This window comes from Bradyrhizobium sp. Pha-3 (assembly GCF_042258615.1).
Classification (GTDB): Bacteria; Pseudomonadota; Alphaproteobacteria; order Rhizobiales; family Xanthobacteraceae; genus Bradyrhizobium.
The window spans coordinates 2,703,482-2,716,742 of the sequence record NZ_CP170152.1; the positions used below are offsets into that span (position 1 = coordinate 2,703,482).

The following is a 13,261-nucleotide window of genomic DNA, read 5'->3' on the forward strand; positions in this document are numbered from 1 at the left end:
CGCCCGGTTGCCTGATCAGTCAAAAGGGTCTGTAATCCAGCCCAACAGATCAAGAAGAATTTTGGGAGCTGACAATGACGGGAGAGGCGAAAACCCATTTCGAGGTGATCGTGGTCGGCGCCGGCGTCGCCGGCATCTACCAGATCAAGCGGCTCGCCGATCTCGGCGTTGAGGCCACCGTGCTCGAAGCCGCGGCCGATCTCGGCGGCACCTGGTACTGGAACCGTTATCCGGGCTGTCGTTTCGATTCGGAGAGCTACACCTACGGCTTCTCATTCTCGCGCGAGCTGCTCGACGAGTGGCACTGGAAGGAGCGCTTCTCCGGCCAGCCCGAGAATCTGCGCTACCTCAACTACGTCGCCGACAAGTTCGACCTGCGCAAGCACATGCAGTTTGGCTGCAAGGTCGAGGCGATGCAGTTCGACGAGACGCGCGATCTCTGGCAGCTCAGGATCAGCGACGGCCGCGAGCTGACCTGCCGTTTCGTTGTGCTCGGGATCGGCCTGCTCTCGGCGCCGACCATGCCGCGCGTGCCGGGCACCTCCGACTTCAAGGGACTTTCTTTCCACACTTACTATTGGCCGCACGAGCCGGTCGATCTCGCGGGCAAGAAGGTCGCCGTGATCGGCACCGGCGCGACCGGCATTCAGGTGATCGGCGAGATCGCCGACAAGGTCGGCGAGCTCACGGTGTTCCAGCGCCGGCCGAACTGGAGCGCGCCGCTCAACAATAGCGAGATCTCGGAAGCGGAGATGGCCGACATCCGCGCGCGCTACGATGAGATATTCGCCGCCTGCGCGTTGACGCCCGGCAGCTTCGTGCACGGGCCCGACAAGCGCGGCTTCTACGAGGTGAGCCGCGAGGAGCGGCTTAAGCTGTGGGACAGGCTCTACGACGAGCCCGGCTTCGGCATCTGGCTCGCGAATTTCCGCGAGATTTTTATGGATGAAGCCGCCAATGCCGAGCTCTCCGAGTACATCGCCGATCGCATCCGCCGCCGCGTGAGGGATCCGAAGGTCGCCGAAAAACTGATCCCGCGCGATCACGGCTTCGGCGTGCAGCGGCTGCCGCTGGAGACCAGGTATTTCGAGGCCTACAATCGCGAAAACGTGCATCTCGTCGACCTCAGCGAGACGCCGCTGGTGCGCGTCACCGAGACCGGGCTGCGCACCACGGCGCGCGACTACGACTTCGACATCATCGTCTACGCCACCGGCTTCGACGCCATCACCGGCGCATACGACCTGATCGACATCACCGGTATCGGTGGCGCGAAGCTATCAGACAAATGGAAGCATGCGCCGTCGACCTTCCTCGGCATGATGGTGCACGGCTTCCCGAATTTGCTGATGCCGACCGGTCCGCAAAGCGCCTCCGCGTCGACGAATTTCCCGCGCGGCATCGAGAACGGCGTCAACTGGTGCACCAATCTCCTGCAATACATGTGGGACCGCGGCCTGACCCGCGCCGATGCGACGGAAGAGGCACAGCAGCGCTGGACCAGGCATGTCGCGAAAATGTACGAGATCATGCTGATGCGCAAAGCCAAGGGCTGGTTCACCGGCTACAACTCCAACGTCGCCGGCCACGAGGAGGGAACGGTCCGCTACTTCGTCTACAACGGCGGCACGCCGAAGTTTCTGGGGATCATCAACGGCGTGGCGGCGGAGGGGTATCGGGAGATTGAGTTTGGGGCGGGGGCGCACGGCGGCGCGCAGGTGGCAAATGTTGGCGCGTCGGTGCCGTAGACGGTGGGTTAGCGCAGCGTAACCCACCATCTTCTCGCCGCCCAGTCGGTGGGGTACGCCTTCGGCTAAGCCACCCTACATAAAACATTGTCCTAAACAGACAACGCGATCCACATCGAAGGCGGCCAAATGATCGACCACGTCTACATCTCCGTCACCAACATCGAGAAGTCACTGGTCTTCTACTCTGAAGCCTTGAAGCCGCTCGGCTGGAAGGTCTTCGGCAACTACGACTCCGCTTCTGGCCCCGAGGGCGTCCCCGATCTTTACGGCATTGTTGACGATATGTACGGCAGTGGAAAGGCGGTCGGATCGAGCATCTGGCTTCGGCAACGCAAACCCGGCGAGACCGGGCTGTATCTCGGGATTGTCTGCGACACCAATGAGCTCGTCGACGCCGCCTACACAGCTGCAATCAAGGCTGGCGGCATCGACGAGGGCAAACCAGCAGATCGCACCTACTTCGCCCCTGGCTACTACGCCGCCAACGTCGCCGACTTCGACGGCAATCGTCTTGAGTTCGTGCATAAGGCGTGGAGTCCCAAGCGGAGCATGTAGCAGCAGGTTGGAGCGTCAGCGTAGGCATTTGGTTATCGCTGGTAGCCCGCATGAGCCTAGCGATATGCGGGACGGCGCAACCCCGGATGTCGCTCCGCTCATCCGGGCTACGCCTGCTACGGTGCTTGTGCCATTTGGGCGTGAAGACTGGTTGGTGTCGTTCTTGAGATGGTAAGGCAGTCGCTCCCATGCTGACTTTCGGCGGCCTTCAGGACGCCGGCTGCAACGAGTGCGGCATGGTCAGATGGACAGAATTCGGAAGATTTTTCGTCGAGCTGTTCGAGACTGCGAGGAAAGGCAAGAACGCACTTGTCGGGACTTCGCAGCCCAGCCAGCCGCGCGATCGACTTGAGCACGAGCTTATAGGCGCGCTGGGCAGTCAACTCGAAGCCCTGATGATGCCAATGCGCGGGGTCGCTCGCGTCGAGCCGCTTGGTTGAAATGATGCCGGCGTGATACGAGGTCGTCTCGTCGCCGAAGCTGGTTGCGAACACATAACGCCAAGGTTCGCTCTTCAGGTCGTAAGGCAGGAAGAGATACTTGAAAGAGGCTGGCGTTGCGCCGGTTGCTGTCGCTCGAATGAAGCGGTCACCGACCTTTCCAACATCGAACTGTGATGGCGTTGCACGCAGGGAAGAGTCCAACGGGATATCCAGAACTTGCGTGGTCACCGGGGCAGCCAGTACGCGTTGCAGCGCGCAAACCAACGGCTGTACGAAGTCAGTACTCTTGAGGTCGGGATGAATGTAGAGAACGACCTCGGCTGGGGCCACGAGGTGTCCGTTTGGCGGCTGGAGCTTCTCTTGGGCTGAACTGATCAAGGTGCCAGAAAGCATGAGGGCGCCGGCAAGCAGTAGCCGGCGCCCTCCCTTATAAAACAGCGCAACCCCTTGCATGGCCCCTCACAACACCCGATTGCTCTCCTTCACCTTGTCCGCATCGAGATACAGGTTCTCGCCCATCTCCTTGAACTTGGCGCTCATCGTCGCCATGCCGTCCTCGATGGTGCCTGAGATCGACGCGCCGACGCCGGTCGGGTCGTTGAGCGTCGCGGCGTAGTCGCGGACGTCCTGGGTGATCTTCATCGAGCAGAATTTCGGGCCGCACATCGAGCAGAAATGCGCGACCTTGTGGGCTTCCTTCGGTAGGGTCTCGTCGTGGAAGTTCTTCGCGGTCTCGGGGTCGAGGCCGAGGTTGAACTGGTCCTGCCAGCGGAAGTCGAAGCGGGCGCGCGACAGCGCATCGTCGCGCAGCTGCGCCGCGGGGTGGCCCTTGGCCAGGTCAGACGCGTGGGCCGCGATCTTGTAGGTGATGACGCCGACCTTGACGTCGTTGCGATCGGGCAGGCCGAGATGTTCCTTCGGCGTGACGTAGCAGAGCATCGCGCAGCCGAACCAGCCGATCATCGCAGCACCGATGCCCGAGGTGATGTGGTCATAGCCCGGTGCGATGTCGGTGGTCAGCGGCCCGAGGGTATAGAACGGCGCCTCGCCGCATTCCTTGAGCTGCTTGTCCATGTTGATCTTGATCTTGTGCATCGGCACGTGGCCGGGGCCCTCGATCATGACCTGGCAGCCCTTGTCCCACGCGATTTTTGTCAGTTCGCCGAGCGTCTCCAGTTCGGCAAACTGCGCACGGTCGTTCGCGTCGGCGATCGAGCCGGGGCGCAGGCCGTCGCCGAGCGAGAACGAGACGTCATACTTGCGCATGAGGTCGCAGATCTCGTCGAAATGGGTGTAGAGGAAGCTCTCCTTATGATGCGCGAGGCACCACTTCGCCATGATCGAGCCGCCGCGCGACACGATGCCGGTGACGCGGTTCGCCGTGAGGTGGATGTAGGACAGCCGCACGCCGGCATGGATCGTGAAATAGTCGACGCCCTGTTCGCACTGCTCGATCAGGGTGTCCTTGTAGAGCTCCCAGGTCAGCTTGACGGGATCGCCTTCGCACTTCTCCAGCGCCTGGTAGATCGGCACGGTGCCGATCGGCACCGGCGAGTTGCGCAGGATCCATTCGCGGGTGGTGTGGATGTTGCGCCCCGTCGAGAGGTCCATCACGGTGTCGGCGCCCCAGCGGATCGCCCACACCATCTTGTCGACCTCTTCCTCGACCGACGAGGTCACCGCCGAGTTGCCGATATTGGCGTTGATTTTTGTGAGGAAGTTGCGGCCGATGATCATCGGCTCGAGCTCGGCATGGTTGATGTTCGAGGGGATGATGGCGCGGCCGCGCGCGATCTCGCTGCGGACGAATTCCGGCGTGATGAACGCGGGCACCGCGGCACCGAAGCTCTCGCCGTCGGCGAGTGCCGCTTCGGCGCGCTCGAGCTGCTGCTTGCGGCCGAGATTTTCGCGCTCGGCGACGTAGATCATCTCCTTGGTGATGATGCCGGCGCGGGCGAATTCGAGTTGCGTGATCTTGTGGCCGTCGAGGCCGCGCAGCGGCTTGTGGTGCGCGGTGAACGCCTTGGCGGCGTGGGATGCGCCGACATTGCCGTTGTCTTCCGGCTTGATGGTGCGGCCCTGATATTCTTCGACGCCGCCGCGCTCCTTGACCCAGGCGAGGCGATTGCGCGGCAGGCCGCTGTTGACGTCGATCGTCACGGCCGGATCGGTGTAGGGGCCCGAGGTGTCATAGACCGGCAGGTTCGGCTCGCCGGCGCCCTCAGAGAGGATGATCTCGCGCAGCGGCACGCGGATGTCGGGCGCGGCTTCTGGCGTCGCGAAGATCTTGCGCGAGGAGGGCAGCGAACCGGTGGTGACGGCGGGAAGCGTGGTGTCGGGGTTGGAGCGGATGTTCATGGGATCCTCCGTTTTAATCTCTTGCGAAAGGGTTGTTCTCGTCACCCTGAGGTGCGCGCGTCAGCGCGCCTCGAAGGGTCGACGAGCCGGGCCGTCGCCCTTCGAGGGCCGCCGAAGAGGCGGCCACCTCAGGGTGACGGTGAACGAGTGTCGGTATTCTCATCACGCGGCCTCCGCGCTGAGGCCGAGCCATTGCCGCACCCGCGCGTCGGGGTCGGCGTTCTGGGTGACGTCACTGACGACGGCGATCGAATCTGCGCCGGCGGCGAAGATCTCGGCGGCGTGCTCGAACTTGATGCCGCCGATCGCGACAAGGGGGATCGCGCCGATCCGCTTCTTCCACTCGGTGATCTTCGGGATGCCCTGCGGCGCGAACCGCATCGACTTCAGCGTGGTGAAGAAGATCGGACCGAGCGCGACGTAATCGGGCTTGGCGGCGAGTGCGGTGGCGAGTTCGGCGTCGTCATGGGTGGAGACGCCGAGCGTGAGTTTTGCCTTGCGAATTTCAGAGAGGTCCGCGTCGGCAAGGTCTTCCTGGCCGAGATGCAGATGCTCGGCGCCGGCGACGATCGCCGCGCGCCAGTAATCGTTGACCACGAGCTTGGTCGGCGTGCCCTTGGTCACCGCCAGCGCGTCGGTGACGATCTGCAGCGCCTCGGCATCGTCGAGCTCTTTGGCGCGCAGCTGGATGGTGCCGACGCCGAGTTTGGTCAGTCGTTCGACCCACTTGATGCTGTCGACGACGGGATAGAACGGATCAGGATACGGCATGCCAGAACGGGGTCCCAACGACAGGGGTGGAGGGGGAGGCGAAGTCGCGGGCTTCCATCAGCCCGGCTTCATAGGCGGTGCGGCCGGCCTCGACGCCGAGGCGGAAGGCATTGGCCATCGCAACGGGATCGGCGGCTTTCGCCACCGCTGTGTTGAGCAGCACGGCGTCGTAACCGAGTTCGAGCGCTTCGGCGGCGTGCGACGGCGCACCCAAGCCCGCGTCGACCACCAGCGTGATGTCGGGCAGGCGGTCGCGCAAAAGCTTCAGCGCGTCGCGGTTGGTGATGCCTTTTGCACTTCCTATCGGCGCGGCCCACGGCATCACCACCTTGCAGCCGGCCTCGACCAGCCGCGAGGCGACCGAGAAATCCTCGGTGCAATAGGGGAACACTTCAAAACCGTCCTTGACCAGGATGGTGGCGGCTTCGACCAGGCCGACCACGTCGGGCTGCAGCGTGTCGTTGTCGGCGATCACCTCGAGCTTGATCCAGGGCGTGCCGAACAGTTCGCGCGCCAGCTTTGCGGTGGTCACCGCCTCGCGCACGCTGCGGCAGCCCGCGGTGTTCGGCAGCACGGTGACGCCGAGCTCGCGGATCAGCGCCCAGAACGCATCGCCGGTCTTGCCGCCCGCGGCTTCTCGGCGGAGCGATACGGTAACGATGCTGGCGCCGGAGGCGCGGATCGCGCCTTGCATGATCGCAGGCGAGGCATACAGCGCCGTGCCGATCAGCAGGCGCGAGGGGAAGGATTTGCCGTAGAAGGTGACCATGTGTCTCCTCACACTATGCCGTCGTCCCGGCGAAAGCCGGGACCCATAACCACGACCGGGTGTTGTTGCGACGAGCGTCTCCAAGTGTGCCCAAGGAAGGGCCGCGGCGTATGGGTCCCGGCTCCGTGCGCAAGCGCGCACTCGGCCGGGACGACGTGGGGAGAGAGCCTGCATGAAACGGCATCCCATCACCCTCCCTGTCGCGGCGTGATGATCTCGATCTCGTCGCCGGCCTTGAGATGGGTCTCGGCCCAGCGGCTCTTCGGCACCACGTCGTAGTTCAGGGCGATTGCGAAATGGGTGCCCTCGTAGTCGAGCTCGGCCAAGAGCGCATCGACGCTGGAAGCCGCGATCTCCCGTTGCTCGCCGTTTATGATCACACGCATTGGACGATCACGCGCATTGCATCACCTCATTGTCGATTTCGCCGCGCGAAAGATAGGCGAGCGTCAGCTCGGCCAGCGCCGGCGCCAGCAGGAAGCCGTGACGGTAGAGTCCATTCACCGTGATGCGTTCCGGCTCGATCCTGATTTTCGGCAGATTGTCCGGAAAGGCCGGGCGCAGGCCAGCGCCGAATTCGACGATGCGTGCTTCGCCGAACGCCGGATGCACCACGTAGGCGGCCCCTAACAGCTCGAGCGCCGAGCGCACGCTGACGCCGTTGTCCTCGGCCTCGATCGAGGTCGCGCCCAGCATGAAGCGGCCGTCGCCGCGCGGGATCACGTAAAGCGGCCAGCGCGGATGGATCAGCCGCACCGGGCGCAACAATTCGACCTCGGCGGTTTCGATGACGATCATCTCGCCCTTGACGCCGCGCAGGCTCGGCTCGCGGTCGCGCGCGGTAAGACCGCGGCAGTCGATCACGAGGCCGTCGAGATCATCGGCCTCGGCGTCGTTGCCGAACTTGATATCGCCGCCGGCCTTCGCGATCGCGGCATGCAGCCGCGGCAGCACGCGGCGCGGCTCGACATGGCCCTCGTCGGGATAGAACAGGCCGTCGCGGAAGCGGCCCTCGAGCGACGGCTCGAGCGCGCGGACGCCGTCGGCGTCGAGCCGGCGATAACCTGACGTGAGGCGGGCGAAGCGCTCGTAATCGGCGCGGTCGCGCGGATGCGCCACCACCAGCGAGCCGTTGAAGGCCGTTTCCGGGAGATGCTGCCGCCACAGGTCGAGCGAGCGAATGCCGAGCCGCGAGATCACAGGCTCGGAGGCCTCCGCCTCGCACCAGGGCGCCAGCATTCCGCCGGCGAAGTGGCTTGTGGATTGCGTCATCGCAGCGTCACTGCGCTCATGCAGGGTGACGGCACGTCCGGCCTCTGCGAGCAACAGCGCATGCCAGGCGCCGGTTATGCCTGCGCCGATGATGGAGACGGGGGAATCCCCCCGCGGTCTTGACGTCTGGTACATCCCTGTCCCTTCGCCGGCATGACCCGGATCAGGTTCAAAGGGTCACCGCGGTCCCGAACCAATCGCCGTGATGGCGAAGTCCAAGCTTGCGGTATCTCAGCTCCTCCTTCGGAGCACCCCTCGGAACGCCCCTAATGTAGGCGGATGGGCGGACGTGTCAACTTGTATGCCAGGAGCGGCACCGCGGCACGCGCAAAGCGCTCGTGCCCCGGACGCAGCGCAGCGCGACAGCGGTGCGCTGCAGAGCCGGGCCCATTCTTTCGAAACGCAGGTCCCGGCTCTGCGGAACAACGCTTGCGCGTGTACCGCGTCCGGGACACGCAAGCACCTATTTGGCAGCCTGTTCCGGCTTCGGCTCGGCGGTATCGGCCGACATTTGGTCCGGCATCCGGTCCTGCTTGGCGAGTTCCTTCGGTGGCGCACTTGCGCCGCCATGCATCGCCTCCTTGAGGTGACCGCCGCGCTGCCGCTTTGCGACGTAGTAATACCCGCCCGCGAAATAACGCACGGCTCGGTCGAAATCGCCATTGGCGGCGCGATAGGCGCCGGCGAGGTATTTGACGCCGTATTTGAGGTTGGTCGCGGCGTCGCGCAGACCTTCGGCGGTACCGGTGTAGCCGACCCCGCGGGCGGTCGCGAGCTTGATCTGCATCATCCCGATGGCGCCGCCGCGTCCGATCAGCTGCGGATGGTACTTGCTCTCACGCACGATGACGCGATGCACCAGCTCTTCCGGCACGAGGTTCGCCTGGGCCTCGGCCGCCACCATCGCCTCATATTGCGCCCGCGATTGTGCACGCGCACCGGCGCAGGGCGCCAGCACCGCGATGACGGCGGCAAGGTAGCTAAGGCTCTGAAGGGTCTTCATCTCGGGTCGCCCGGGTGATCAAACGCGCGTCGGTTCTGCGGTCTCATTGGTACGGCGAGCGGGCAGGAATGTGGCAGAACCTTCGCATCGGCGAAACGTTCTGCATCCGTGATTGTCCGGGTGCGGGTGAAGCGGCCAACGCGATTGCGAAGACGGATGCTTCAAATTGTTTGCTTCAATTGCTTCAGCCGAAAATTGTCTGCGATCTTCTTGGCCGCCGATTTTCTCGGCCACTTTTTGCTGCACACTATCCACAGCGGATTGTCGTGCAAACGACTCGATGAAGGTTTACACTCGTCAGTGACAGCGAGCGTGTTGAGTCAGCACGTCTGTCCATTCAAAAGCACGCAAGAAACAACATTCGGGAGATGCGCCATGGTCCGACAGGACACCGGCTACATGCCTCGCGAAAATCCGTGCGCGCAATGCGGCAAGCCGATTGCCCGCCCCGATTGGGTGGAGCACAGTGAGGGGCGCACGTCGTTCCTGTGGAATTGCCGCGCCTGCAATTACCGCTTCGAGGCGATTGCGATCTACGACACAGCGCAGCTCACGCCACTCGCCGCCTGATGCTTTAGTTATCGGTCAGCTTCGTCGCCGATCAGATCAGCCTGATCAGGCCGCCGATTTCCGCGGCGATTGCAGCTGCTGCTGCCGCGCCGGCAGTTCGATCCGGACCACGAGCCCGTGCGGCTTGCAATCGTGCAGCGACAGCGTGCCGCCATGCGCGAGCACGATGGCGTTGGCGATCGACAGGCCAAGGCCAAAGCCTTCAGCCTCGTCCATGTTGCGCGCATGGTCGCCGCGCACGAACGGCTCCAGCACGCTTGCCTTGTGCGCGTCCGAAATGCCGGGGCCGTCATCCTCGATGTCGATGACGAGGCGATCCGGCTCGACGTCGAGGCGAACGGCGACTTCGCCGCCGAAGCGCACGGCATTATCAACCAGATTGGTGATGCTGCGATGCAGGTCGGCCGGCCGCGCGGTCGCCATCGCGTGCTGCGGCCCTTCGTAGCTGACCTTGTGTCCCATGTCGGCGAACTGGTCGGTGACGAGGTGCAGCGTGCTCGCGATGTCGACCAGCGTCATCTCCTCGAGCTTGCGGTCGTTGCGCAGGAACGACAGCACCGATTCCAGCATCGAGCGCATCTGGTCGAGGTCGCGCAGCATGCGGTGGCGATGGGTCTCGTCCTCGATGAATTCGGCGCGCAGCCGCATCCGCGTGATCGGCGTGCGCAGGTCGTGGCTGATCGCGGCCAGCATCTTGGTGCGGTCGTCGATCAATGCCGTGATCCGCTCGCGCATCCGGTTCAGCGCCTTGGCCAGCGAGCGGATCTCCTCGGGGCCGCGCTCGGGCAGCGGCGCAGCGGCGCCGTTCAGGCTGAAGGTCTCCGCGGCCTTGACGAAGGATGACAGCGGCGCCGTCAGCGCCCACGCCGCCCACAGGCCGAGCAGGGTGACGCTGATGACGGCGAACAGCACCGTCATCATCCACGGCCCGCCCCAGAACGGCCGCATGTGCTGGTCCGGCATCAGGTTCGCGGCGAACATGGCGCCGTCGGGCAGGCGGATCGCGACGCGGCGGATCTCGTTGTCACGCGGTGTGCCGCCTGCCTCGCGCGGCAGCTGGAAGACGCGATAGCCGGCGCCGAGCCGGCGCAGCGCGTGCAGGCTCGGCGTGTCGGTCTCGGTGAGGGCCCTGGTATCGGACGTGAAGTCACCGATCGCCAGCTGCGGGAAGGCTCTGATGACGTCGGCCTGGAGCCGCGGCCGCTCCGATGCCGGCGCGTGCCCGAGCAGTTGCGCGGCGGCGGCGAGCTGGGTGTGCCAGCGGTCGGACGGCTCCGGCCGATCCGGGCGATGGATCAGGAAGGTGGCGGTGATGATCAGGTGCAGCGCGACGATCGAGACGACGACCAGCGCCGCCATCTGGGCGCCGATCCCCCGCAGACTCAGCACGCGCAGCAGCTTCATGGTCAGTTGCTCGTGGCGGCAACCGCCTCCACCCTCGGAGTGAACACATAGCCGCCGGAACGCACCGTCTTGATCATGGTGGCTTCCTGCGGATCAGGCTCGATCTTGCGTCTGATGCGGCTGACCAGCACGTCGATCGAACGCTCGAACGAGCCGGCGCTGCGGCCCTGCGTCAGATCGAGCAGGCTGTCGCGCGACAGCACGCGGCCGGGCCGTTCGCAGAAGGTGCGCAGCAGGTCGAACTCGGCGCTGGTCATGGCGACGCGCGCGCCTTCGGGGTTGCGCAGCTCGCGCAGGCGGATGTCGATGCGCCAGCCGAGGAAGGTCAGCGTGGTCGCACCCTCGATCGCGCTGGCGTTGCGCGCGGCAGCCTGCCGGCGCAGCACCGCGTTGATGCGCGCCAGCAGCTCGCGCGGGTTGAACGGCTTGGCCAAATAATCGTCGGCGCCCATCTCGAGGCCGAGGATGCGGTCGACGTCCTCGCCGCGCGCGGTCAGCATGATGATCGGCGTCTGCGACTCCGCGCGCACCTTGCGGCACAGGCTGAGACCGTCCTCGCCGGGCAGCATGACGTCGAGCACCAGGAGATCCACGCGGTGGTCGGTCATGGCCTTGGCCATCTCGCGGCCGTCGGAGGCGGTCGTGACATGGCAGGAATTGGTGCGGAGATATTTTGCGATGAGAGACCGCGTTTCGCGGTCGTCCTCGACGACGAGGATATTGGGCGCAGCCTGGGTCATACCGACTCTTTTGTCCGTGATTCGGGGGTTGCGGCTCAGGAATTTTGTTTCAGTATATTTCTGCAATCTTGCCCGGCATAACGAGTTAACAGGTCGGCGCTGTGGAGAAAAGTTATCGTTCTGTCATCAAGCCTAATCCGTTGAAATGCGGGCGGAAGTCTCCGATGCCGCACGTCGGTGCCGCGGCGCCATGGCCGGTCCGAAAAGGGAAGGGCGGCTGTCATATCCAGTGCCGGAACCCGTTACGCGGGCGCCGCGTTGTTTCTCTTTCAGGCCAGGAGGGTGAGATGGCTGTCGAGGTCAGGGCAAGGCCGCATCAGCTCATTGCAAGCGATCGCGTCGAGGGCACGGCGGTGCGCCGGGCCAATGGCGACATGATCGGCCATATCGAGCGGCTGATGATCGACAAGATCTCGGGCAAGGTGTCGTACGCGGTGCTGAGCTTCGGTGGTTTCCTCGGTATCGGAACCAATCTGCTTCCGCTGCCGTGGGGCCGGCTGCACTACAATACGAAGTTCGAGGCCTACGAGCTCGACATCGAGGATGACGAATTGAAGCGCGCGCCGTCGTTCCGTGCCGACAAGGATTTCGATTGGGGCGACCGCTCGCAGGAAGTCGAGCTGCATCGCTTCTACGGCGTGCCGCCCTATTGGGGCGGCTTCTGAGCGCGGCACGTCGCGCTCGATCAGCTTGCGTGGTGTGCTGCGACCGGCGCGTGCGAATGAGCGCGGTTCGCCGGGACGACTTAGTGAGCCAAACATCGTCACATCAGGGACTGCGCGTCCGGCGCAGTCGTGAGGCTCAACCGCGGCTTACTTGAGAGATCACGGTCGCTCTCGTCAAGGACGGCAACGTTCCATGCGTCGGAACGTGCGCAACCCTCGGGCTTGCCGCATCGCTTCCACAGCGTTCAGAGCATGGCGTTCCCCAGCATGGCGTTCCCAAGCATCGGGGCGGCTTTTGAGCGCAGGCTCATTAGGAACGGCCGCGCATATCACGGGTTCTCCCCGCATCGATTTTGCGAACTGAGGAGAGCGCAACAATGTTGGTCAAATCCATCATCGCCGGCGTGGCCGGCTCCGCCTTGCTTGCAACCGTCGCGATTGCGCAGACACCCACCGACAAGGGCGACAAGATGGCTCCTGCGGCGTCGACATCAACGTCGACCACATCTGCCACCTCGTATCAAGGTAACTGGCGCGCGTCGAAGGTCGTCGGCCTCAGCGTGTACAACGACAAGAGCGAGAGCGTCGGCTCGATCAATGATCTCCTGATGGACAAGGACGGAGCCATCAAGGCGGTCGTGATCGGCGTCGGCGGCTTCCTTGGCGTCGGCGAGCATCTGGTCGCCGTGCCGCTCGACAAGGTGAAGTTCGTCAGCGAGCCGGTTGCCTACACCGGCGCCTCGAACACCGGCAGCACGATCAAGTCGACGACCACCACGGGCGCGGCGCCCGCGGCGGCGGCGTCGAAGCCGAATCCCTGGTATCCGGATCATGCGGTGTTCAGCGCGACCAAGGATGAGCTGAAGGCGATGCCCGAGTTCAAATACGCGACCGAGTAACGCGCATTACGTTGACTGAAAGACGAATGCGCCCGGCGATGCCGGGCGCATTTTGTCGTAA

15 protein-coding genes and 1 riboswitch are annotated in these 13,261 nt (G+C 64.3%); of the genes, 6 read left to right on the forward strand and 9 right to left on the reverse strand.

Annotation, left to right across the window (positions count from 1 at the left end; genetic code table 11):
* Positions 1-74 precede the first annotated feature (74 nt).
* A complete protein-coding gene (locus ACE10Z_RS12630; RefSeq protein WP_375788201.1) occupies positions 75-1,748 on the forward strand; it encodes a flavin-containing monooxygenase in 1,674 nt (557 codons plus the stop codon).
* A 129-nt stretch (positions 1,749-1,877) separates the two neighbouring features.
* Positions 1,878-2,306 carry a VOC family protein gene (locus ACE10Z_RS12635; RefSeq protein WP_375788202.1) on the forward strand — a complete coding sequence of 143 codons (429 nt, stop codon included), beginning with the start codon at positions 1,878-1,880 and terminating at the stop codon, positions 2,304-2,306.
* 116 nt (positions 2,307-2,422) lie between these two features.
* Here the strand turns inward: ACE10Z_RS12635 and ACE10Z_RS12640 are convergent, their stop codons facing one another.
* The 7 genes from ACE10Z_RS12640 to ACE10Z_RS12670 form a co-directional block, all read right to left on the reverse strand.
* Positions 2,423-3,202: a hypothetical protein gene (locus ACE10Z_RS12640; protein ID WP_375788203.1), complete on the reverse strand. Its 780-nt coding sequence runs from the start codon at positions 3,200-3,202 to the stop codon at positions 2,423-2,425.
* Between the two features lie 6 nt (positions 3,203-3,208).
* A complete protein-coding gene (gene thiC, locus ACE10Z_RS12645) occupies positions 3,209-5,107 on the reverse strand; it encodes a phosphomethylpyrimidine synthase ThiC (RefSeq protein WP_375788204.1) in 1,899 nt (632 codons plus the stop codon).
* Positions 5,108-5,269: 162 nt separating this feature from the next.
* The gene (locus ACE10Z_RS12650; RefSeq protein WP_375788205.1) at positions 5,270-5,878 is read right to left on the reverse strand and encodes a thiamine phosphate synthase; all 609 of its coding nucleotides are present in this window, start codon (positions 5,876-5,878) and stop codon (positions 5,270-5,272) included.
* On the reverse strand, positions 5,865-6,647 hold the full coding sequence (locus tag ACE10Z_RS12655; RefSeq protein WP_375788206.1) for a thiazole synthase: 783 nt from the start codon (positions 6,645-6,647) through the stop codon (positions 5,865-5,867). Before ACE10Z_RS12655 ends, ACE10Z_RS12650 begins: the two co-directional genes overlap by 14 nt.
* 188 nt (positions 6,648-6,835) lie before the next feature.
* The gene (gene thiS, locus ACE10Z_RS12660; RefSeq protein ID WP_375788207.1) at positions 6,836-7,033 is read right to left on the reverse strand and encodes a sulfur carrier protein ThiS; all 198 of its coding nucleotides are present in this window, start codon (positions 7,031-7,033) and stop codon (positions 6,836-6,838) included.
* A 7-nt stretch (positions 7,034-7,040) separates the two neighbouring features.
* Positions 7,041-8,054: an FAD-dependent oxidoreductase gene (locus ACE10Z_RS12665; protein WP_375788208.1), complete on the reverse strand. Its 1,014-nt coding sequence runs from the start codon at positions 8,052-8,054 to the stop codon at positions 7,041-7,043.
* A riboswitch (TPP riboswitch) is annotated at positions 8,042-8,185 on the reverse strand. It overlaps the preceding gene by 13 nt.
* Positions 8,186-8,382: 197 nt before the next feature.
* Positions 8,383-8,922, reverse strand: a complete 540-nt coding sequence (locus ACE10Z_RS12670) for a transglycosylase SLT domain-containing protein (protein WP_375788209.1) — start codon at positions 8,920-8,922, stop codon at positions 8,383-8,385.
* 68 nt (positions 8,923-8,990) lie between these two features.
* Here ACE10Z_RS12670 and ACE10Z_RS12675 point away from each other — a divergent pair, with 68 nt between their 5' ends.
* A complete protein-coding gene (locus tag ACE10Z_RS12675) occupies positions 8,991-9,206 on the forward strand; it encodes a hypothetical protein (protein ID WP_375788210.1) in 216 nt (71 codons plus the stop codon).
* A gap of 91 nt (positions 9,207-9,297) precedes the next feature.
* Positions 9,298-9,492: a hypothetical protein gene (locus ACE10Z_RS12680; protein WP_050403193.1), complete on the forward strand. Its 195-nt coding sequence runs from the start codon at positions 9,298-9,300 to the stop codon at positions 9,490-9,492.
* A gap of 45 nt (positions 9,493-9,537) precedes the next feature.
* On the opposite strand, the gene ACE10Z_RS12685 is transcribed toward ACE10Z_RS12680, so the two are convergent.
* Positions 9,538-10,896, reverse strand: coding sequence for an ATP-binding protein (locus ACE10Z_RS12685; RefSeq protein ID WP_375788211.1), 1,359 nt, complete (start codon positions 10,894-10,896; stop codon positions 9,538-9,540).
* Between the two features lie 2 nt (positions 10,897-10,898).
* On the reverse strand, positions 10,899-11,636 hold the full coding sequence (locus tag ACE10Z_RS12690) for a response regulator (protein ID WP_021079973.1): 738 nt from the start codon (positions 11,634-11,636) through the stop codon (positions 10,899-10,901).
* 287 nt (positions 11,637-11,923) lie between these two features.
* Here ACE10Z_RS12690 and ACE10Z_RS12695 point away from each other — a divergent pair, with 287 nt between their 5' ends.
* Both ACE10Z_RS12695 and ACE10Z_RS12700 read left to right on the forward strand, forming a co-directional pair.
* Positions 11,924-12,301, forward strand: a complete 378-nt coding sequence (locus ACE10Z_RS12695) for a PRC-barrel domain-containing protein (protein ID WP_375788212.1) — start codon at positions 11,924-11,926, stop codon at positions 12,299-12,301.
* A 377-nt stretch (positions 12,302-12,678) separates the two neighbouring features.
* The gene (locus tag ACE10Z_RS12700; protein ID WP_375788213.1) at positions 12,679-13,200 is read left to right on the forward strand and encodes a PRC-barrel domain-containing protein; all 522 of its coding nucleotides are present in this window, start codon (positions 12,679-12,681) and stop codon (positions 13,198-13,200) included.
* Positions 13,201-13,261 lie beyond the last annotated feature (61 nt).